Origin of the sequence: Hymenobacter psychrotolerans DSM 18569 (assembly GCF_900142395.1) — a bacterium.
In the GTDB taxonomy this organism is placed as follows: Bacteria; Bacteroidota; Bacteroidia; order Cytophagales; family Hymenobacteraceae; genus Hymenobacter; species Hymenobacter psychrotolerans.
Genome location: NZ_FRAS01000014.1, coordinates 84618 through 103788, shown reverse-complemented (window position 1 = coordinate 103788; position 19171 = coordinate 84618). Strand labels below are relative to the sequence as shown.

Here is a 19171-nt window from a genome sequence, read left to right as displayed (position 1 = left end):
GGCTGTTAGCTTTTCGTTGCGTGAAGCTAATAGCCAACAGCCATTAGCTAACAGCTACCTAAAGGCTAGTCCTGCTTCTTGGCTACTTCGGCGGTGGCTTTGATGTTGTCGTCGGCCACGGCTTCCTTGGGCTTGTCGAAGGCGCGGGCCACGAGGTCCTTCTGCTCCTTCACGTGCACCTTGTTGTAGCCGGTAGCCGGCGAGGCCGAGGGCTTGCGCGAAATCACGTCTTCCAGCTCGCGGCGCATGAAGCGCAGCAGGTAGTTCCAGTAGCCCATGTTCTCGGGCTCTTCCTGCACCCAGTACACCTTGGCTTTGGGGTACTTGGCCAGCTCGGCATCGAGCTGCTTTTTGGGGAAGGGGTGCAGCTGCTCCAGGCGCACAATAGCCACGTCGGTGCGGCCCGACTGCTGCTGCTCGTCCAGCAAATCGAAGTACACTTTGCCCGAGCACAGCAGCACGCGCTTCACCTTCTTGGCATCGGCGTACACGTCGCCGAGCACCTCGCGGAAGTGGCCGGAGGTGAACTCCTCCACCGGCGACACGCACAGCGGGTGGCGCAGCATCGACTTCGGTGACATTACCACCAACGGCTTGCGGAACTCCCAGGTCAGCTGGCGGCGCAGCGCGTGGAAGAAGTTTGCCGGCGTAGTCATGTTGGCCACGATGATGTTGTTTTCGGCGGCCAGCTGCAGGAACCGCTCGGGGCGGGCGTTGGAGTGCTCCGGGCCCTGGCCTTCATAGCCGTGGGGCAGCTGCAGCACCACGCCGTTCATGCGCTGCCACTTGCTTTCCGACGATACGATGAACTGGTCAATCATGGTCTGGGCACCGTTGGCGAAGTCGCCGAACTGGGCTTCCCAAATCACCAGGGCCGTAGGGTTGGCCATGGCGTAGCCGAATTCAAAGCCCAGCACCGCGTACTCGCTCAGCAGCGAGTTGTAGATGCTCAGCTTCTCCTGGCCTTCGCCGATGTAGTTGAGCGAGTTGTACGGGGCCGAGGTTTCGGCATCGTGCAGTACGGCGTGGCGGTGCGAGAACGTGCCGCGCTGCACGTCCTGGCCGCTCACGCGCACAATGTGCTTCTCATCCAGCAGCGAACCGTAGGCCAGCAGCTCGCCGGCGGCCCAGTTCAGCACGCGCGTTTCGAAGAACATCTTTTTGCGCTCCTCGATGAGTTTCTCAATCTGCTTCAGGGGGCGGAAACCTTCGGGCAGCGTGGTCAGGGCCTTGCCTACTTTGGCCACCACTTCCTCGCTAATGCCCGTTTCCGGCGACTTGTCGAAGTCCTCGGGGCGGCTGCGGCGCAGGCTGCGCCACTCGTTTTCGAGGGCCTGGTAGTTGTAGGGCAGCGGCTTCTGCTTCACCATGTCCAGGCGGGCCTGCAGGGTGTCGCGGAACTCCTTGTCCATCTGCTGGGCCAGCTGCGCGTCCACGTCGCCGCGCTGTACCAGCATGGCGTTGTACACCTCGCGCGGGTTCTGGTGCTTGCTGATGAGGTTGTAGAGCGTGGGCTGCGTGAACTTGGGCTCGTCCGACTCGTTGTGGCCGTGGCGACGGTAGCACACCATATCAATGAAGATATCGGCGTGGAACTGCTGGCGGTACTCGGTGGCAAGGCGCACAGCAAACACCACGGCCTCGGGGTCGTCGCCGTTCACGTGCAGCACCGGCGCGTCGATGATTTTGGCGAGGTCGGTGCTGTAGATGGAAGAACGGGCGTCCTCGAAATCGGTGGTAAAACCTACCTGGTTGTTAATCACGAAGTGGATGGTGCCGCCCGTCTTGTAGCCTTCCAGCTGCGACATCTGCGTTACCTCGTAGCCGATGCCCTGACCGGCCAGCGCCGCGTCGCCGTGGATGAGGATGGGCAGAATCTGGTGGTAGTCGCCGCCGTACTGGTGCTCAATCTTGGCACGCACGAAGCCTTCCACCACCGGGTTCACCGCCTCCAGGTGGGAGGGGTTGGGGGCCAGCTTCAGGTTCACCTTCTGGCCGCCGCTGGTTTCCACTTCCGACGAGTAGCCCATGTGGTACTTCACGTCGCCGTCGCCCATGGTCAGGTCCGGTACGGCAGTGCCCTCGAATTCCGAGAAGATCTGCTCGTAGGTTTTGCCCATGATGTTGGCCAGCACGTTCAGACGCCCGCGGTGGGCCATACCAATCATCACTTCCTTCACCCCCAGCTCAGCCGACTTATTAATAATAGCGTCGAGGGCCGGGATGGTGGTTTCGCCGCCTTCCAGCGAGAAGCGCTTCTGGCCCAGAAACTTAGTATGCAGGAAGTTTTCGAAAACAACCGCCTCATTCAGCTTGCTGAGAATGCGCTTTTTGTAGTCGATGCTGGGGTTGAAGCTCAGCGAGTCCTTCTCCACCTTTTCGCGAAACCAGTCCAGCACCTGCGGGTCGCGGATGTACATGTACTCGAAGCCGATGGTGCGGGTGTACACCTTCTGCAAAGCGGCCACAATCTCGCGCAGCGTGGCTTCCGAGCCCAGGCCCAGCACTTCGCCGTTCTTGAACTTGGTATCGAGGTCGGCGTCTCTCAGGCCGAAATCGGCAATGTTGAGGCGGGCCTTACGGTCCTTCCGCTCACGCACCGGGTTGGTCTTGGCTATCAGGTGGCCGCGGCTGCGGTAGGCGTGAATGAGGTTGCGCACCTGCGTTTCCTTGTCGGCCGCTACCGTATCCACGGCCCGGACGGCGCCGGCCTGGTTGGTGCTGGCGGGCGTGGTCAGCACACCTTCGCCATCGGCCTGAGCGGCACCATCTTCCGGGTACTGCTGCGCGAAATCAAAGCCTTCAAAGAATTTCTGCCAGCTTGCATCCACCGACTGTGGGTCAGCTTTGTAAGACTGGTACAGGTTGTCGAGGTATTCGCCGTGAGCGTTGGCGATATAAGAATTGGCGTCCATGCGGTGGGAGCTGGTGATGTCAGGGGTAAAGGTAAATAGCCTGATCAGGAAGTAAAAACTGATATGCGCATGTACAAATAAACCTGTTAATCAATCATATAATTCATCATGCGTTTCTTACACAGGTACCGATGTCCAATCTATCAAATAAATACAAAAGCCGCTTCCATTGTGCGGGAACGGCTTTCGGCAAAGCAGTAGCGCGAACTTTGCAGTTCGCGCCCCCGAACGACTACCGTTGTTACGGCGCGGGGACGCGAGCTGCAAAGTTCGCGCTACTACCTGCGGTGCTACTTCAATGCCATCTTGAAGATGTAGTAGGGCTGGTCCTGCTTGCCCAAGCCTTTGTTCCAGGTAGGCGTTTTGTGGATGGCTGAAGTGGTCACGTACAGCGTTTTGCCGTCGCCGGAGAAGGCAAACGTATCGGGCCACTCCAGACGAGGGTCCTGCACTACAGTTTCAATCTTGCCGGCCGGAGTGCGCCGCTTGATGGAATGGTCCTCGAAAGCCGTCAGGTATACGTTGTTCGCCGCGTCTATTTCCATTCCGTCAGACGCCGGCACGTTACCCAGGTCCTCGATCTGCTGCGCGAGCTGGGCATCGGTGAGAGCCGGGTTGCGCAGAGCTTCCGTCTTGATGCGGAAGAGCTTGTAGCTGGTCAGCGGCTTCCAGTACAGGTACTGCATATCCCGGCTCAGCGCAATACCGTCCGCATTGAAACGGGCCCGCTTGCCGCTGGCGTCAATCAGTTCCTTGCCGTCCGCCTTGATGTTCAGCGTGGTGTCACCCATCATAGAGCTATGCCCGGCCAGCAGCCGGCGCGCCTTTCCCGAACTGAGGTCTACCACTACCAGGCTGCCCACTCCCGACTCCGTGATGTAGGCGTAGCGGTTCTGCGTATCAATGCGCACATCGTTGAGGTAGGACTTGCGGGGCGCTACATTGTCCGGGATACTGATATTCTGTGTCACCTTATTGGTGGCGGGGTCAATCTTGACCAGCTTAGGCCCGCCGGGCACTGTGCCTTTTATACCGGGAGAAGCCGGGTCGAGCACCCACAGCATACCGGTGTTATCGGCGTGCACGCTTTGCGGGCAGATCCAGTGCTTCTGCGGCTCCTGGCGGGTAGTTTCGTTCCAGGCGCACCAGTTGGCATCAGGGTAGGGCTTCACGGAGCCGTCGGGCAGCACCTCCGCCACTGGGGTCACCGGATTGTTGTCCCAGCGGGGAAAGTCCGCGAAGATGCGGCCATCGGGAAGCACGGCCACCCCCACCATCTGCGGCTCCCGGAACTGAGCCACCACCTGCAACGGCGAGTTGGCGGGGGCCGCTGGCGCAGCGGCGGTAGTATCGGCGGCAGAGCCGGAGCCTGCCTCAGTGGCAGCCGGTGTAGAAGGCGACGAACAGGCCGCAAGCAGGCACAAGCCAGCACCAGCTGTCCAGGGCTTTAGTACAGATGAAATTTGCATAGTGACGCGAAGGATTGCGAAGTTCAGGAGGTTACAGCCACACCCTGACGGTGGCTCGCTCCTGCATACGTCGCTGAGCAGGACAGGTTGGTACAGGCTCCACAACCTTAGGCGGCAGCTGCGCGTATTGGGCGGCACTATTGCCGGACTTAGTCAGACCAACTGCCAATTTCATTAGCATTGCCGTTTCTGAACGGTTCAAAAATTTAGTGTATCTTTGTACCCTTCAAAATGACATCGTTTTGTAAGTGCAAATTATTATAACAATTATCTATATTTATCCTCCTTTACACGCCTAACCTTGCATGTTTGCGGTTGAATATGCCGCTTATCATAACACATAAGCCGTTTTTCTTCTGCTAATGTAGATGGCGCGCTTCCCATAGCCGAGTCGGGCCGGCAGTCCAACCTCTCCGGACGAAAGTGAGAGTCCACGAACCCAAATGTCATGTCCATTGCGCTATTCCTACTGACCTTCCTCTTCCCCCCCCGCACCTTCCCTGTTTCGGCTCTTGCTCTGCCCTCCACTGTTGCCAGCATCAGCCCCCGTCCGGTTTCCTTAGTGGTACCGGTGACGCCTATAAAGCGTATTCTGCCGCCCAAAACGCTAGCTTATACCGTTACGGCTACTACCTACTGGCCCGAAGTGGACCAGACCGATGAAGCTCCCATGGAAACCGCCGACGGTTCCATCATCCCGGAGCGTCATTCCAGCAAAACCCGCTGGCTCGCGGTATCCCGCGACCTGCTGTCCCGGTGGGGCGGCCCGTTCAACTACGGCGACAAAGTCCGGGTGAGCGGTATTTCTGACGCATTGGATGGCGTCTACATCATCCACGACACCATGAATCGTCGCCACCGCCACTGCGTGGACGTGCTGGTGAACGAAAAAGAGTGCAAAAGCGGCCTCGAAGGCCGCTGGACTAATATCAAGCTGACCAAGTTTCAGTTTGAGCCTTCCTGGCAGGCCAGCTAAGCCCGCCTATCTGCTTCCCCCTTTCGCTTATTCCGCCGGATAGTGCTCCAGCTCCTGGGGCTGCCCTTCTGCATCGTAGAGCAGGCTGAGTGGCTGCTGCGGGTCGCGCATGATTTCCTCGGTCGGAATCTGCCAACGCTTCCACATTTCCAGCAACGATTGGCCGTAGGCGCTGTTTTCCCATGGATTGAAAATGTCGCCGGTTACGTCATCGATAACCGAGTCGTAGACCAGATGGTCGTCGCCGGGATGAACGGTGCGCGCGTAATAGTCGGGCACCACGTTCAGCAAATACGCAGCGTAGTACACCCGCGCCTTGAATTCGGCAATCTGCGCCGGATGCAGGGGGCGCTGGGCATCCTCATACACGCGGCGCATCGCCTGCCGGATAATGCCATTATCTACCAGGCAGGTAGTCAGCACGGTTTCGTTTAGCTTGATGCTGAACACGAGGGTGGTCAGGTCGTCGTCGTATTCGAAGGCAATATCGTCCTGCGCCGGGGCAGCTTCCAGCACAAACACCGAGGCCGGCACAAAATCGTCGAACTCGATAGGCACCCGCAAAGCCTGGAAGGTCTGGAAGAACGCCTGAAAGCGGCGGAGCATCTGGGCATTTTCGGCCAGCGGATACTGAGGCCGCGCCAGCGGGTTCAGTTCGTTGAGCAGCTCCGTGACGAGTACGCCGTAGAACATCTTGCCCAGCCACAGAAACAGCGTTTTCTCATCGAGTGTGCGCCAGCCGGCCAGCCCTTGTGCGGCGGTGGCTGCTACCTGCTTCTCGAGCGGCTCTACGTGCTGACTGCGGCAGGTAGAGCAGCAGGCAATGCGCAGATCCTTATACGCCACGATGCTCATATCGAGCAGCTTTATCTGCCGCTCGTGCAGGTGGTAGCGCGTCATCAGCCAGTCCGCGAATACGGGCACCGAATCGAGGTGAGGCGTGATGGACGTGCCGCACAGAAAGCAATGCTGCGGCCCGAAGCGCATGCCGCCAAACGGGTCGTAGAGGGTGAGGTCGGGCACGGAGGAAGAAGAGAAATCTGACATAGCTAGGCAAACCGCGAAGAAGTGCAAAAGTAACCCGCAGTTTTGCAGGTTTCCGCAGCGCCCGTGCTGACTTGCCAGTATACTTCTTTCCATCAACCTCTTACAACACAGCCGCCCCCGGCAGCCGGTCAGAAATGACCAGTTGCCGGGGGCGGCTGTGTTGCGTTCGGGCGCGGCTAGCGCGACAGAGAAGACCCCATTTTGATGAGCAGCTTCCCGAGTTGGGTGAGCGGCCCCGAGTAATCGTCGCTGACTTCGTCGGCTACTTTGGTGGTTTCGGCTCCCAGGGTGGCCAGGGTTTCGGCCAGGGCATGGGGCTTGGTATCGGAGGCCGTAAGCTGCTCCTGCAGCGTATTCAGCTCCTGAATGATTTTGGCCAGGCCGGTACGCTCGGTAGCACGCAGCACTTCCTGCCACCGCTCAATTTCGTTCAGGCCGTGGCCATCAGGACTATCGGGAATGCCGGCGTTGAGCAGCGTGAGCGTATCTTCGAGCAGCGCCGTATTCTGCTGGTCGGTTACGCTGAGCGGAACGGTGGGGGTTGGGGGGGTCTGGGGAGTGGAGGCCGTGGAATCCATAGAGCAAGAGTTGTAAGCGAAAGAAGGTGCTTCTCTATACTCAGGCAGTGCCGGAAAAGTTGAGCGCCCCGGCCGGAGGCGCACCGCCCGCCAGCTCCAGCAGCACTTCGTAGTAGGGCCGGCCTTTCGTGCGGGCGTGGACCCAGCCATAGAAGCTCAGCGCCTGCAGGTCTTCCTGCTCCAGCGGCGCAAAGGCCGGCAGCTGGCTCAGGCGCTTCGCAAATTCCGGGCTCCGGGCCGCCGCCGGATCTTCCATTATCTCGCGCACCAGGCTGAGGTAGCCGAGAATGGCCGCGTAGCCCCCGTCCTCCGCCGGAAACCGCTCCCGTAGCACCCGCTCGATGGCGCGCAGCCGGTTGAGGGCCAGGTCGGGGTTGCCCAGCTCGAACTGCACCAGCATTTCGCCCATATTCTTGTTCAGCATCCACTCCAGGCCCATTTCCTGCTCGCACCAGTGGTCGGAGCGGCCGATGCTGATGAGCGTCTGATTGGTTTTGGCAAACTGCCCCTCGGCAAAATAGTGGAAGGCCAGGCCCAGGCGCGCCGTCAGTTGGTCGCGGGTGGAAAGCACGGCGCTGCTTTGCTGCAGCACCTGCTCCAGCAGCTGAATGCTTTCCGAGTTGCGGCGCAGAAAGGCATAGTTGGCGGCCAGCAGAAAGGTATAGCGCGGCAGCCATTCGTTGTGGTAGCCCTGCGCAGAGGTTTCGGCCAGCAGCGCCCGCAGCTGCCCCAGATACTGCACCGACTCCTGGAAGCGGCGCGTGCGATACTGCGCGTGCGCCACCATGTACAGCAGGCCCAGCTGATAGTAGCGGTGAGCCGGCAGAAAGCCGTGGCGCTTCTCCATAAGGTGGTAGCAGCGCTGCACAAACGGCGCAAACGACACGAAGTCGCGGCGCACGAGCATGGCGCTGCGGGCAATGGACATGAGGCGGTAGAGCACCGAAGGCCGGCGGGCAAAAGCCTCCTGCAGGTCGTATTCGCGCAGCACTTCCTGCAAAATCCCATCGAAGGCCTCGCCGGCGCGCCCTTTCACGCGGGCCTGCCGCAGCCGCTGCCGGATCAGGCTGTCGGCAATACCGGCCCGTTCCTCTTCATCGGCGGCTTTCTTGTTGAGGTGGCGCCGCCGGATTATGTCTTCCAGCTCGTCGGCATATTCGCTGCCGGCCTGCGCAATCTGCAGGTTATAGACCGTGTTCAACAGCTCATACTGCTCGTTGTTGCGGGCGAGCTTTTCTGCTTTGTGCAGCATCGACCAGGCCAGCCGGGGCACGCCGGCCTCAAACAGATACTGCGCCAGCGTGAGCAGCCCACGCACCGAAGAAGCGGCCGTAGGGTCCTGCTGGTGCTGGCGCAGGAGCAGGTAGTCGGTGATGTGGCGCAGCAGCCGCTTACGCAGCGCATAGTACGCCACTGGGTTGGGCTCTTCAGGATAGAGCTTGCGGAGCAGCTGCGGCGTCGTGTATTCGCGGGTGTGCAGCAGCAGCTCGCACAGCTGCACATCCATCCGGCCTTTGGTTTTCCGCTTCTGGCGCTGAATGAATTGAACAAACTCCTTCCGGTCGTCGGGAGAGAAAGTGGCCAGGGTAGTACGCAGGTCGTCCATGACGGGAATAAGGCAACAGCAATAGGCGGTATAAGCAGCAGGCCGCTGGCAGCCTGCATTTTCTCACTTAAAGGACGCATGTTTTGCCGCAGCAACCAACTATTCCGGCGGGGTTAGCGGAAAGGCCGAAACGGCAGGGCGCAAAATTCGGGCTTCCCTGAACCTCAGCTATAATCGGGCGTATAGTTTCCCATCATTCCTCACTTAACGTACTACCAACATGGACGCTAATAACAACGGCATCAACGACAGCACGGAACTGCGGGCCCGCGGCAACTGGAACGAAATCAAGGGCCAGGCCAAGCAGAAATGGGGCAACCTGACCGACGACGACCTGCACTACGAAGAAGGCAAACAGGATGAGTGGTTCGGCCGCCTGCAGCACAAAACCGGCGAAACCATTGACGACATCAAAAACTGGTTCCAACGCACTTTCTAGCAGTCCGTTGGCTCCTATAGGCAAAGCGTCCCGGCTAGCTATAGCTGGGGCGCTTTTGCTTTTTCCAAAATCTGCCGCGTTAAGAATATTTATATTAATTAAAACAAATTTACTATCTTTCAAAAAGGCGCAATGCCTTGCTTGATCTTATGCGAATTGCACCGGAGGAACTTCGCTCATTAGGCAACCTGAGCTTGCTGCAGCAGCGCAAAACTGCTTTTTTCTGCTCGCGGGAGTCCCCACCAGAAGTTGAGCGGCTGGCCTGCCTGTGGGCGCTGGAGCAGCGCTATATGCAGCGCTGCATTATGTCGGGCTTTCACTCGCGGCTGGAGCAAAGCATCTTCCGCTATCTGCTGCAGGGCAGCCGGCAGCCCATCATCTACGTGCTGGGCCGCGGCCTGCAAACCAACGTGCGCCTGGAATACGGACCGGAAATTACGGCCGGGAGCCTGCTGTTTCTGTCGCCGTTTGAAGCGGCGGTGCGCACCATTACCGCCGAAACTGCCGACATCCGCAACCTGCTCATCGCCGACCTCGCCGATGAGTTTTTTATTCCTTATCTGCAGCCAGGCGGCAACCTGGACGCGCTGCTGGCTCATCCTATTGCGAAAGGCAAGCCGGTTTACACGCTCAACATTCCCCAGAACCGCCTGCTGCTGAAACGCGGAGCCCACCCCTGGGTGCCAATGGGCATGCTGGGCCGCCAGGGCAGGCCGCCTTCGGCGCGGCACTAAGGGGCGGTATGGCAGCCACGGCGCCGGTTTTTGCGTAGACGCCCAGTAGTTCACTGCACGCTCTACGCCATGTCCGCAACCAACAACCTGATTTCAGCACTTCCCTCCTCCCCCTCCTCCGGCATCAGAACGCTGGCCCGCTTCGGATTTGCCGCCAAAGGCGTAGTATACGTATTGCTGGGCCTGCTGGCCCTGCTGGCAGCCACCGGCCAGCAAGGTGGGCAAACGGCCGACAAAAAGCAGGCCGTACAGACGTTGCAGGGCCTACCCGGCGGCTCTGTGCTGCTCGGGCTGATTGCCTTCGGGCTGCTGGGCTACATTGTCTGGCGTTTTACGCAGGCGGTAGTAGATACTGAAGACAAAGGCTCCGACGCCAAAGGCCTGGGCCGCCGCTTAGGCTATGCCGGCAGCGGCTTGCTGTATGCCAGCCTGGCCTGGTTTGCGGCCCAGCTGGCCTGGAGCGGCTCGGCAGATGGCGGCTCCAACGGGCAGCAGACGCTTACGGCTAAAGTATTGGGCTGGCCCGGTGGCGAATGGATTATCATGATTGTGGGCGTGTTCATCATCGGGGGCGGCATCTACCAGATCTATCGGGCGTATTCCGGCAAATTCCATAAGCACGTAAACGCCAGCGGCCTGCCAGCCAGTCAGCAGAACATTGTGTACCGCACCGGCCAGGTTGGCTACACGGCCCGTGGCATCGTCATGGGCATCATTGGCTACTTCTTTGTGCAGGCGGGCCGCCAGTCACGCGCTTCCGAAGTCGGCACCACCGACGAGGCCTTCGACCTACTGGCCAGCATGGGCCCCGCCGTGCTGGGTATCGTGGCTCTGGGCCTGATGGCCTACGGGCTCTATATGCTGGTGCAGGCGCGCTACCCCGTGCTCCGTATCTGAGAAGCCCCCAACGTCCGCATACCTTAAAAAACCCGTTATCCGGCTCCAGGAGCCGGCTAACGGGTTTTTACATGCAGTGAGCCAATAGCAATGCCGGATCAGTCGGCTACGTAATCGGCCAGATACTGGTACCGGGCGGTGAGCTGGCCGTTGCGGGCAATGGTGGCGCGCTCTATCACCTCGTCGCTGCCCTCGTGCACCAGGTGCGGCAGCACATTGTCGATGAGCTGCCGCCCGAAGTCCCGGCTGGCATTGCGCGGCAGCTCACAGGGCAGGTTGTCTACGGCCATGACGGTGATGTTGCCGGGGCGCGAGTAGGCCGGCTCCAGCTCGCCCGTCTGGCAATTGTAGTCGAAGGCCGGCTCCGCAATACTGCTGCTGCGCTTGGTAGTCGGGATAGAGCCGTCCACGTCGCAGGTAACGTCGGCAATGGTATCGATGCGAAAGTGGGCCCGGCAGGTGTCTTCTTCCGTGAACAGGCGCGGCGCAGACGGGTGCCAGTAAGCGCAGGCAATCAGCAGGTTGGTTACGGGCAGGAAATTGCCGAACGTAGACTCATACTCCTGCGGATTGCGGTGAAAATCGGGCGTATCCCACACGCGGCCGTCGCGGCGGCGGTTGTAGTCGGAGCTGCGCAGCTGCGCGTACACCGGCTCGTTGAAGTCCAGGTACAGGTAGTCGTACACGCTCACGCGCCGGATGCCCATCAGGTCGAGCACCTCCACGGCGCCCTGCGCCACGCGGCCCGAGCCCGTAACCGCAATTTTGATGGGCGGCAGCTTCTTTACCTTGAAAAACTCTTCCTGCATATCCTCCATGTCCACGCACTGGTAGGCGGGCTTCAGCTCGAAAAGGCGGTGCTTGCGGCCGTACGTCAGCAGGCCGTTGTAGGCGCCCACAATACCGGCCCAGCGCCCGAAAGCCACAATCCGCTCCCCGTTTTCGTTGGTGAGCATCTCGTAGTCGATGAGCGTGATATTCTTCTGCAGCACCTGCCGCAGCAGCTCCCGGTTGGCGGGCTGTTTTTTCACGGTATGCGAGAAAAACAGGTAGGTTTTGTTGGCAATCAGCTGTGCGACGGGCACTTCCTTCACGCCCATCAGAATGTCGCAGTCGGCCACATCGGGGCGCACTTCCAGGCCCAGGTCGCGGTATTCCTGGTCGGAGAAGCAGCGGATGGGGCTTTCCTGCGCTACTATTTTCAGGCCGGGGAAGCGGGCCTCGGCTTCGGCGCACTTTTTGGGGGTGAGCGGGACGCGTTTATCGGGGGGAGTTTTGCCTTCGCGAATCAGGCCAATGGTAATAGGACGCATGCAGGGACGGAGTTGGATGGAATTCGGCCTTAAAGCTGAGCAAAATAATTAAGCTGGCAGCCTTCCCGGCTTGCCGGCCCCGCCACGCCGGAACCACGCTAAACTTTTGACAGTTTGCAGGCTTAAGCATGAAGCCATTTCGCGCTACCTTTGTAAGGGTTCCGCCAAGGGCCTGCTCTGTTGCCACCTTCACTCCTGCTTTTATGTTGCTTCACCCCAAGCCCGCCGATGTATTCGTGGACCGTCACAATGGCCCCGATACTGCGGCCGTGGCCGACATGCTGCGCACCATCGGTGTGGAGTCGATTGACCAGCTCATCGACGAAACCGTGCCGGCCGCCATCCGCCTCAAAAAGCCGCTGAACCTGCCCGCTGCCCTCACGGAGCGGGCTTTTTTGGCGAAGTTCAAAGGCATTGCCGGCAAGAACAAGCTCTTCAAAAACTACATCGGCCTGGGCTACCACGACACCCAGCTGCCGGCCGTCATCCAGCGCAACATTCTGGAAAATCCGGGCTGGTACACGGCCTACACGCCCTACCAGGCCGAAATTGCGCAGGGCCGCCTCGAAGCCCTCATCAACTACCAGACGATGGTAATTGACCTGACGGGCCTCGAAATTGCCAACGCCAGCCTGCTCGACGAAGGCACTGCCGCCGCCGAAACGCTGCACATGTTTTACTCGCTCAGCAAGAAGAAGAACGCCACGCGCTACTTCGTGTCGGAGCAGGTGCTGCCCCAGACCATCGACGTGCTGCGCACCCGCGCCACGCCTCTCGGCATTGAGCTGGTAATCGGGGACCACCGCACCGCCGACCTCACCGACGAAAGGCTGTTCGGCGCCATTCTGCAGTATCCGGCCGCCGACGGTGCCGTGTACGACTACACCGACTTCATCTCGCAGGCCCACGACAACAACCTGTTCGTGACCGTGGCTGCCGACCTCATGTCGCTGGCGCTGCTCACGCCTCCCGGCGAAATGGGTGCCGATGCCGTGGTGGGCAACTCGCAGCGCTTTGGGGTGCCCATGGGCTATGGCGGCCCGCACGCCGGCTTCCTGGCCACCAAAGACGCGTTCAAGCGCGTAATTCCGGGCCGCATCATCGGGCAGAGCATTGATGCTGCTGGCAACAAGGCCTACCGCATGGCCCTGCAGACCCGCGAGCAGCACATCCGCCGCGAAAAAGCCACCTCCAACATCTGCACCGCGCAGGTGCTGCTGAGCGTGCTGGCCGGCATGTATGCCGTATACCACGGCCCGCAGCGCATCCGGCAGTTTGCCAGCAACATTCACGCCCTCACCCAAACGCTGAGCGGTGCCCTCACCGGCCTCGGGCTGGAGCAGACCAACGAGTTCTACTTCGATACGCTGAACCTTCAGCTGGAAAGCGCCGAGCTACAGCAGGCCATCAAGCAAGAGGCCGAAGCGGCCGGTATCAACTTCCGCTATTTCGGCGAAAGCCAGGTGGGCATCTCGCTCCACCAGAACACCGAAATTGAGGACGTGCGCGACATTGTGGCCGTGTTCAGCAAGGTGCTGGGCAAAGACGCGCCTTCGGTGGAGCTGCCGGAGGAGGTGTCGGTGAACTGGGCTGATGCCCTGATCCGCAAAAGCGAGTACCTGACGCACCCCATCTTCAACTCGCACCACTCCGAGCACGAGATGCTGCGCTACATGAAGCAGCTCGAAAACAAGGACCTGAGCCTGGCGCATTCCATGATTTCGCTCGGCTCGTGCACCATGAAGCTGAACGCCACCGCCGAAATGATTCCGGTGACGTGGCCGGAAATTGGCGGTCTGCATCCGTTTGCGCCGCGTGAGCAGGCGGCCGGCTACACCGAAATCTTCCAGGACCTGGAGAAGTGGCTGTGTGAGGTGACGGGCTTCGACGCCGTGAGCCTGCAGCCCAACTCCGGCGCTCAGGGCGAATACGCCGGTCTGCTGGCCATCAAAGGCTACCACGATGCCCGCGGCGACCAGCATCGCAACGTGGCCCTGATTCCGGCTTCGGCTCACGGCACCAACCCCGCTTCGGCCGTAATGGCCGGCATGCAGGTAGTGGTGGTGAAAAGCACCGAAGAAGGCAATATCGATGTAGAGGACCTGAAGGCTAAAGCCGCGCAATACGCCGACAAGCTGAGCTGCCTGATGGTGACCTACCCGAGCACGCACGGCGTGTACGAGGAAACCATCATCGACATCTGCGCGACCATTCATCAGCACGGCGGCCGCGTGTACATGGATGGGGCCAACATGAACGCCCAGGTGGGCCTCACCTCGCCCGCCACCATCGGGGCCGACGTGTGCCACCTGAACCTGCACAAGACGTTCTGCATTCCGCACGGCGGCGGCGGACCCGGCGTAGGCCCCATTGGCGTAGTAGCCGACCTGGCGCCTTACCTATCCGGCCATGTATTAGTGGATGCCGATGGCCGCACGGGCGGCGCCGTTACGTCGGCCCCGTGGGGTTCGGCCAGCATTCTGCCCATCAGCTATGCCTACATCAACATGATGGGCGGTGAAGGGTTGCTGGCGGCCACCCAAACGGCTATCCTGAACGCCAACTACATCAAAGCCCGCCTGGAAGAGCACTATCCGGTGCTGTACACGGGTGCCAACGGCCGCTGCGCCCACGAAATGATTCTGGAATGCCGCCACTTCAAAAAGGCCGGCATTGAGGTAGAAGACATTGCCAAGCGCCTGATGGACTACGGCTTCCATGCTCCCACCGTATCGTTCCCGGTAGCCGGCACGCTCATGATTGAGCCCACCGAGTCGGAGAGCAAGGAAGAGCTGGACCGCTTCATTGAGGCCATGATCAGCATCCGGAAGGAAATTGCGGAGGTAGAAGCCGGCCGCGCCGACGCTAAGGAAAACGTGCTCAAGCACGCGCCCCACACCGCCGCCACCGTGCTGGTACACGACTGGACCCGCCCTTACACCCGCGAGCAGGCCGTGTACCCCACCGAGTACGCTCGCGCCTACAAGTTCTGGCCCGCCGTATCGCGCATCGACTCCGCCTACGGCGACCGGAACCTGATCTGCGCCTGCACGCCCATCGAGCAGTATGCCGATGCCGAGGAGAAGCTGGTAGAAACCGACAAGGGCCCTTCTTACTAGCATCCAGGCTCCCTTATTCCAAGCAAAAGCCCCCGCAGCGAGAGTTGCGGGGGCTTTTGTGTGAAGTAGCAGGCTGCGAGTATTAGTTGCTGCCGAAGCACTGGCGCTGCACATACCCATCGTAGGTCTGGCCGTCCTTGGTCACGCGGGCTTTCATGAAGTAGTAGTCTACAGTGTCCGTCACCTGCACTTCGGTGCCGGAGGTCAGGGCCAGAATCTGGGGCGAGTCTTTTTTCATGCCGTCGTAGAGAATACACTCAACAACAGTGTTGTAGGCCACAGGCGTACGGGCTGCGCGCGCGCCGCCGGTGTCATCCTTGGCGGTAGTACACGCGGCAACGGTGAAACTCATCAGGCTGAAAAGGGAGAGTAGAGTTCTGTTCATAGCAAAGGGTTATTGTCTCGGAAGATAGATATATTCCTAAGTCAATTGAAAATCAACTTGAATAATTTTCTTTCCCCTTATGGCTGTGGCTAGATTTGGTGGAACGATGGCCCAAAGCCCGATGTTGAGATAATACAAACTAAAATGCTTTGCGTAGTCTTACAGTTGGCTTTCGCAAATGCCTTATTTCTTCCTTTCGTTTTCTACTTATGACTCGTTTCACTCGTTTCTTTGGGCGCTCTGCCACGCTGCTCACACTGAGCGCGGCCCTGCTGCTCGGCGTGAGCAGCTGCGCCAGTTCTTCCCGGGTCGGCGTCACCTCCGACTTCGACCATTCCGTTAATTTCCGGACCTATAAAACCTGGTCCTGGTTTCCGACCCAGCCCAACGACACCGAAGGCGGGCCGGCGCAGGGCTATCAGTCGTTCCTGGACAAGCGTATCCGCACGGCTGTAGAGCGCGAGATGACCGCCAAAGGCCTCACCTACACCGAAAAGTCGCCTGACTTGTACGTAGCGTACTCGGCCAAGGTAGAGGACAAGCAGCAGGCCAGCTATGGCGGCTACGGCCCCTATGGCTATCCGTACGGCTACCGCTACGGCTATGGTGGGCTCTATAACAGCGGCTACATCACGAACTACAAAGCCGGTACCGTCATCATCGACTTCGTGGATGCTAATCGGAAGGAACTGGCGTGGCGCGGCCAGGGCCAGGCCCAAGTCGATAAGCAGACCATTTCGGAAACCGAGGTGTACCGCATCGTCAACAGCATTCTGGGCACTTTCCCGCCACAAGCCGAAAACGTGCGCCGCTAACTGCGGTCCGGCCGCAAGGCACATAAAAAAAGCCCCTTCCGTCCGGAAGGGGCTTTTTTTATGGATATTCGATGTGCCGCGCTGCTAAATCGGGACGTTTACGTGGCGCTCGGCGTGGTAGGAGCTGCGCACCAGCGGGCCACTTTCTACGTACTTCAGGCCGCGGGCCAGGCCCTCTTCGCGGTAGTGCGCAAACAGGTCGGGGTGGATGAACTCGGCTACTTCTACGTGGCGCTTGGTGGGCTGCAGGTACTGGCCCAGTGTCAGAATGTCGAGGCCGTTAGCCACCAGGTCGTCCATAGCCTGATACATCTCCTCTTTGGTTTCGCCCAGGCCCAGCATGATGCCGGACTTGGTGCGCTTGCCGGCCTGCTTCGTGCGCCGGATCTGCTCCAGGCTACGGTCGTACTTGGCCTGCGGGCGCACGAGGCGGTAGAGGCTGCCCACGGTTTCCATGTTGTGCGACACCACTTCCTGGCCACCGGCAATCATGGTGTCCAGCGCTTCCCAGTTGGCTTTCACATCCGGAATCAGCGTTTCGATGGTGGTTTCGGGCGAGAGGCGCTTGGTTTGCACTACGGTTTCGTACCACACGCTGGCGCCCCGGTCCTTCAGCTCGTCGCGGTTTACAGAGGTGAGCACGGCGTGCTTCACGCCCATCAGCTGAATGGCTTCGGCCACGCGGCGGGGCTCGTCGAGGTCATACTCGGTGGGGCGGCCGGTAGCCACAGCGCAGAACGAGCAGGAACGGGTGCAGATGTTGCCCAGAATCATGAACGTAGCGGTGCCGGCACCCCAGCACTCGCCCATGTTCGGGCAGTTGCCGCTTTCACAAATGGTGTGCAGCTTATGCTCGTCCACGAGGCGGCGGACGGCGGCGTATTCGGGGCCCACCGGCAGTTTCACCCGCAGCCAGTCTGGCTTGCGCGCCTTGGCGGGCGCGGCGGGTTCGGGCTGTATGATGGGCAAAGTCAGCAGCAAATCTTCCATGCTAACAAAGGTAAGGGGTAAGTAGGAATGCGGGCGGCGTGCCTGCTGTTGAGACACAAAAAATGAGACTTTGTTCGGCGCTGCCACCACGGGCCGGGCCAACCAAGTCTCACTTCTGCGCTTCAGACGCTCGGCGCCACCAAATCAGCTTCTCGATCCTAAGTAAACGGTGAGGTAAACGGAAGGATAGAAACGGTTATTGATAGAATTTTCGTCGACGTTGAGGGAGCGGATGATGATGGGCCGTTTGGTGTAGAGCTCCAGCAGAAAGCCTGTTTCGATGCCGGCCACCGCGTCGCGGTAGCGGCCGTACTCGAAGCTGAGCGCGCCCCGCACGTGCGCACCCACGCGGGGTTTCAGCTCGTTGATACCCGAAAACAGCGGCGCCCGATCAAAAATCAGGTTCAGATTAGAGTGCTTCTGTGGGTCGTAGGCTTCGCTGCGGATGTCCTCGGGGCCCAGAGCGTTGTAGTTGGAGTCGCGCGGGGTGTAGTCGTAGTAGACATAGTAGGGCATCAGCAGGCCAATGGACGGCCCGGCTCCGAACAAGCCGTTGATCTGCACGCCCGACTCGGGAGCCTTGCGGAAAATCACACGCTGCGCTCCGAAGGTGGGCCGCAGCACAAACATGTAGTTGGCTTTGTCGCGCACGAACGAGCTACCGTTGTAGCTGGGCAGGCGCCGCTCCTTGGGGTGCTTCACTTCCACGCCCTCAATGCTCCAGTACCGTGACCATTTCTCGTTGAGCACCTTGGATGAGCGCACCGAGACACCGCCAATCAGCCCGCCCCGCGTATTGAAATTGAGGCCGTACACGAACTCCTTGCGGTACGAAGGGTCATCGTTGGGGGCGCTGCCGGCGCTTTGCGCCTGTGCGGCCAGCGGGCTCAGCAATGCCAGCAGGCCAGCGAGGGAGAAGAAGTGTCGCACGGGACGCGAAGGGGCTAGGGCGGAGGGAATAACGAACTGGCCGGATTGCCCGGCAGGTAGCCTATCGAAAGTACGTAAATTTGCGGGCATCATTTTGTTGCGAGCTTACTTTCTACCTGTTTCAACTATGAGCACTGCCACCATCCGGTACGCCGGCCAACTTCGCACTGAAGCTACGCACGTAGCCTCCGGCAACACCATCCTGACCGATGCTCCTGTGGATAACCACGGCCGGGGCGAAGCGTTTTCGCCTACTGATCTGGTAAGCGCCGCGCTGGGCTCCTGCATGATGACCATTATGGGCATTGTGGCCGACCGCCACAGCCTCGATCTGACGGGCGTGAGCTTCGACGTAACCAAACACATGGCCGCCGAGCCGCGCCGCATCCGGCAAATTGACGTGCAGTTCCGGATGCCGGCCTCGCTCACCGAAAAGGAGCGCACTCTGCTCGAAAACGCCGCCCGCACCTGCCCGGTAGCTCTTAGCCTCAACCCGGAAATCCGGCAGGAGGTTCAGTTCGACTACGTGGGGTAATCCAGCCACCTAAAGAAACTGAAAAAGAACGCCCTGCAGCTGCAGGGCGTTCTTTTTCAGTTTGTAACCGGCTACTTCACGGCTTGTTTCACGTCGCTGAGCCGGATGCCCATGTGGGAAGCGTCGTAGCGGCACTCTCCGTCCTGAATGAGCAGCAGCTGCGGCGACTCGTGCTGCACCCCGAACTTCTGGGCTATTTCGTTGGAGATAGGCCGGTAGCGCAGCAAATCCAGGTAGTAGAACTTGGCCTCTTCCAGGCCGGCATCGGGCCACTGGCGCTCCAGCTTGCCTTTGGCAGCGGCGCTGATGGAGCAGGAAGTGCTATGCTTGAAGATGATGACCGGCCGTTCCTGCGACTCGCGGACGATGTCCAGGAGCTGGTCGGATTCGGTGAGGGGGAGCCAGGGAGTCATAAGGAAGGGT

General features: G+C 60.0%; 17 protein-coding genes. 7 read left to right on the top strand and 10 right to left on the bottom strand.

Translation table 11 applies throughout. The features are described 5' to 3' along the window. Window positions 1–65: 65 nt before the first annotated feature. Window positions 66–2915, bottom strand: a complete 2850-nt coding sequence (locus BUE15_RS13615; RefSeq protein ID WP_073285999.1) for a 2-oxoglutarate dehydrogenase E1 component — start codon at window positions 2913–2915, stop codon at window positions 66–68. A 290-nt stretch (window positions 2916–3205) separates the two neighbouring features. After that, window positions 3206–4384 carry an SMP-30/gluconolactonase/LRE family protein gene (locus BUE15_RS13610; protein ID WP_084549047.1) on the bottom strand — a complete coding sequence of 393 codons (1179 nt, stop codon included), beginning with the start codon at window positions 4382–4384 and terminating at the stop codon, window positions 3206–3208. A gap of 448 nt (window positions 4385–4832) precedes the next feature. On the opposite strand from BUE15_RS13610, the gene BUE15_RS13605 reads away from it, so the two are divergent. Further along, entirely contained in the window at window positions 4833–5360 is a 528-nt protein-coding gene (locus tag BUE15_RS13605; RefSeq protein ID WP_139252292.1) for an RlpA-like double-psi beta-barrel domain-containing protein, read from the top strand. A gap of 27 nt (window positions 5361–5387) precedes the next feature. Here the strand turns inward: BUE15_RS13605 and BUE15_RS13600 are convergent, their stop codons facing one another. From BUE15_RS13600 to BUE15_RS13590, 3 genes are all read right to left on the bottom strand, one after another. Then, window positions 5388–6407, bottom strand: a complete 1020-nt coding sequence (locus tag BUE15_RS13600) for a hypothetical protein (RefSeq protein ID WP_084549045.1) — start codon at window positions 6405–6407, stop codon at window positions 5388–5390. 176 nt (window positions 6408–6583) lie between these two features. Beyond that, window positions 6584–6985: a hypothetical protein gene (locus BUE15_RS13595; protein WP_073285996.1), complete on the bottom strand. Its 402-nt coding sequence runs from the start codon at window positions 6983–6985 to the stop codon at window positions 6584–6586. A gap of 40 nt (window positions 6986–7025) precedes the next feature. After that, window positions 7026–8591: a hypothetical protein gene (locus BUE15_RS13590; protein WP_073285994.1), complete on the bottom strand. Its 1566-nt coding sequence runs from the start codon at window positions 8589–8591 to the stop codon at window positions 7026–7028. A gap of 220 nt (window positions 8592–8811) precedes the next feature. Between BUE15_RS13590 and BUE15_RS13585 the strand changes: the two genes are divergently transcribed. The 3 genes from BUE15_RS13585 to BUE15_RS13575 all read left to right on the top strand — a co-directional run bounded on the left by BUE15_RS13585 (window position 8812) and on the right by BUE15_RS13575 (window position 10661). After that, window positions 8812–9030, top strand: coding sequence for a CsbD family protein (locus BUE15_RS13585; RefSeq protein ID WP_073285991.1), 219 nt, complete (start codon window positions 8812–8814; stop codon window positions 9028–9030). 149 nt (window positions 9031–9179) lie between these two features. After that, complete coding sequence (locus BUE15_RS13580; RefSeq protein ID WP_139252291.1) at window positions 9180–9764, top strand: DNA-binding protein; 585 nt, start codon at window positions 9180–9182, stop codon at window positions 9762–9764. Window positions 9765–9833: 69 nt separating this feature from the next. Next, complete coding sequence (locus BUE15_RS13575) at window positions 9834–10661, top strand: DUF1206 domain-containing protein (RefSeq protein WP_073285986.1); 828 nt, start codon at window positions 9834–9836, stop codon at window positions 10659–10661. Window positions 10662–10759: 98 nt separating this feature from the next. Here the strand turns inward: BUE15_RS13575 and BUE15_RS13570 are convergent, their stop codons facing one another. Continuing rightward, window positions 10760–11974 carry an NAD(P)-dependent oxidoreductase gene (locus BUE15_RS13570; protein WP_073285983.1) on the bottom strand — a complete coding sequence of 405 codons (1215 nt, stop codon included), beginning with the start codon at window positions 11972–11974 and terminating at the stop codon, window positions 10760–10762. A gap of 203 nt (window positions 11975–12177) precedes the next feature. On the opposite strand from BUE15_RS13570, the gene gcvP reads away from it, so the two are divergent. Next, window positions 12178–15093, top strand: coding sequence for an aminomethyl-transferring glycine dehydrogenase (gcvP, locus tag BUE15_RS13565; protein WP_073285980.1), 2916 nt, complete (start codon window positions 12178–12180; stop codon window positions 15091–15093). An 82-nt stretch (window positions 15094–15175) separates the two neighbouring features. Here gcvP and BUE15_RS13560 read toward each other — a convergent pair whose 3' ends face one another. After that, window positions 15176–15478, bottom strand: a complete 303-nt coding sequence (locus tag BUE15_RS13560) for a hypothetical protein (protein WP_139252290.1) — start codon at window positions 15476–15478, stop codon at window positions 15176–15178. A gap of 209 nt (window positions 15479–15687) precedes the next feature. On the opposite strand from BUE15_RS13560, the gene BUE15_RS13555 reads away from it, so the two are divergent. After that, the gene (locus tag BUE15_RS13555) at window positions 15688–16293 is read left to right on the top strand and encodes a DUF4136 domain-containing protein (RefSeq protein WP_073285974.1); all 606 of its coding nucleotides are present in this window, start codon (window positions 15688–15690) and stop codon (window positions 16291–16293) included. A gap of 84 nt (window positions 16294–16377) precedes the next feature. Here the strand turns inward: BUE15_RS13555 and lipA are convergent, their stop codons facing one another. Beyond that, the gene (gene lipA / locus BUE15_RS13550; protein WP_073286082.1) at window positions 16378–17271 is read right to left on the bottom strand and encodes a lipoyl synthase; all 894 of its coding nucleotides are present in this window, start codon (window positions 17269–17271) and stop codon (window positions 16378–16380) included. Window positions 17272–17427: 156 nt separating this feature from the next. Further along, window positions 17428–18213 (bottom strand): hypothetical protein, encoded by a 786-nt coding sequence (locus tag BUE15_RS13545; protein WP_139252289.1) that lies wholly within the window; start codon window positions 18211–18213, stop codon window positions 17428–17430. A 127-nt stretch (window positions 18214–18340) separates the two neighbouring features. On the opposite strand from BUE15_RS13545, the gene BUE15_RS13540 reads away from it, so the two are divergent. After that, window positions 18341–18748, top strand: a complete 408-nt coding sequence (locus tag BUE15_RS13540; protein ID WP_073285971.1) for an OsmC family protein — start codon at window positions 18341–18343, stop codon at window positions 18746–18748. Window positions 18749–18819: 71 nt separating this feature from the next. On the opposite strand, the gene ytxJ is transcribed toward BUE15_RS13540, so the two are convergent. Then, the gene (gene ytxJ, locus BUE15_RS13535) at window positions 18820–19161 is read right to left on the bottom strand and encodes a bacillithiol system redox-active protein YtxJ (RefSeq protein WP_073285968.1); all 342 of its coding nucleotides are present in this window, start codon (window positions 19159–19161) and stop codon (window positions 18820–18822) included. Window positions 19162–19171: the final 10 nt, after the last annotated feature.

Bases quoted from the DNA above. Each gene is read 5' to 3' on its own strand.
- BUE15_RS13615 (WP_073285999.1), bottom strand. From the start codon at position 2,915: ATGGACGCCAATTCTTATATCGCCAACGCTCACGGCGAATACCTCGAC.
- BUE15_RS13610 (WP_084549047.1), bottom strand. From the start codon at position 4,384: ATGCAAATTTCATCTGTACTAAAGCCCTGGACAGCTGGTGCTGGCTTG.
- BUE15_RS13605 (WP_139252292.1), top strand. From the start codon at position 4,833: ATGTCCATTGCGCTATTCCTACTGACCTTCCTCTTCCCCCCCCGCACC.
- BUE15_RS13600 (WP_084549045.1), bottom strand. From the start codon at position 6,407: ATGTCAGATTTCTCTTCTTCCTCCGTGCCCGACCTCACCCTCTACGAC.
- BUE15_RS13595 (WP_073285996.1), bottom strand. From the start codon at position 6,985: ATGGATTCCACGGCCTCCACTCCCCAGACCCCCCCAACCCCCACCGTT.
- BUE15_RS13590 (WP_073285994.1), bottom strand. From the start codon at position 8,591: ATGGACGACCTGCGTACTACCCTGGCCACTTTCTCTCCCGACGACCGG.
- BUE15_RS13585 (WP_073285991.1), top strand. From the start codon at position 8,812: ATGGACGCTAATAACAACGGCATCAACGACAGCACGGAACTGCGGGCC.
- BUE15_RS13580 (WP_139252291.1), top strand. From the start codon at position 9,180: ATGCGAATTGCACCGGAGGAACTTCGCTCATTAGGCAACCTGAGCTTG.
- BUE15_RS13575 (WP_073285986.1), top strand. From the start codon at position 9,834: ATGTCCGCAACCAACAACCTGATTTCAGCACTTCCCTCCTCCCCCTCC.
- BUE15_RS13570 (WP_073285983.1), bottom strand. From the start codon at position 11,974: ATGCGTCCTATTACCATTGGCCTGATTCGCGAAGGCAAAACTCCCCCC.
- gcvP (WP_073285980.1), top strand. From the start codon at position 12,178: ATGTTGCTTCACCCCAAGCCCGCCGATGTATTCGTGGACCGTCACAAT.
- BUE15_RS13560 (WP_139252290.1), bottom strand. From the start codon at position 15,478: ATGAACAGAACTCTACTCTCCCTTTTCAGCCTGATGAGTTTCACCGTT.
- BUE15_RS13555 (WP_073285974.1), top strand. From the start codon at position 15,688: ATGACTCGTTTCACTCGTTTCTTTGGGCGCTCTGCCACGCTGCTCACA.
- BUE15_RS13540 (WP_073285971.1), top strand. From the start codon at position 18,341: ATGAGCACTGCCACCATCCGGTACGCCGGCCAACTTCGCACTGAAGCT.
- ytxJ (WP_073285968.1), bottom strand. From the start codon at position 19,161: ATGACTCCCTGGCTCCCCCTCACCGAATCCGACCAGCTCCTGGACATC.